1 protein-coding gene and 1 pseudogene are annotated in these 947 nt (G+C 45.9%); one reads left to right on the forward strand and one right to left on the reverse strand.

The features are described from left to right. A pseudogene (locus CIK04_RS29045) lies at positions 1 to 305 on the reverse strand (hypothetical protein); the annotation flags it as partial. A 417-nt stretch (positions 306 to 722) separates the two neighbouring features. Between CIK04_RS29045 and CIK04_RS29050 the strand changes: the two are divergent. Then, on the forward strand, positions 723 to 947 hold a 225-nt coding region (locus CIK04_RS29050; protein ID WP_128824749.1), incomplete at its 3' end, for a LysR family transcriptional regulator.

The following is a 947-nucleotide window of genomic DNA, read 5'->3' on the forward strand; positions in this document are numbered from 1 at the left end:
CAACTCAACTTCACCTGTTGTGGCAAGGTCAAAACTGGCACCTTCCGCCAACAAGTACGCACCACTACAGGGTGTGGCAGCGGTTTTAATGCGTAGTGCAGGGTCACATTTGGCAGAGCGTTTTTCAAAGCGCGGTACTGCTGACGAATCACATCGCAGTCCAATAACAATAGTGGCGCACCAAATTGCTCAACCGACGCTTCGATCAACTGGATTTCTTCTGCGCTTAGCACTGGTGAAGTTAGTGAATGAATATCAAAATAGATTGTGAATGTGCCATAGCAAACCTCCAAAGTAATGGGCACTTTCATACATAAGAGATGAGTGGGTATGAAAAGTGGAGCGTCAATAAAAGCGCTGGTGCGCCGTCAAAGTCACTCTTGGATAGTTGCTCTATCGCCTTGCCACATAAACAGCTGTGATGTACTCGGATTGGCTATCATCAAGAAGCGATGCGATAGTAAGGTCATAATTTACTCAGCGCAATAAAAATGCCCTGAGAAAGGTAACAATTTTTGTTCGTCAGGATTACATCTTGCAATGGATAAATATTTATATAATTTGCTTATATATTTAATTTGGCGTGTTTAGAGGAATTGAAGTGGCCCACCAACTTTAGAAATAGGTTTTGTGCTCACCGAACATCACTTGGACAGCCAACGGACGAATGGGTAAAAATCAACGTTTCAGCAGCGCACAAGATGGCACCTAACGAGATGACGATGGATCTAAACTTACTGAAAACCTTTGATGTGGTGATGAAAACGCGCAGCGTAAACGAAGCGGCAGAGACGCTTGGCATTACCGCACCAGCGGTCAGCCACGCCCTGAATCGCCTTGCGCGAGCAGTACCAAGATCCGCTCTTTATCGCCAAGGTCGGGCATTACGCCAACGGAATTTTGCKATTGAGCTGCATGCTGAAATCCAAGAGCCACTTAGCCTGCTG

The organism is Vibrio sp. 03_296 (assembly GCF_002265885.1).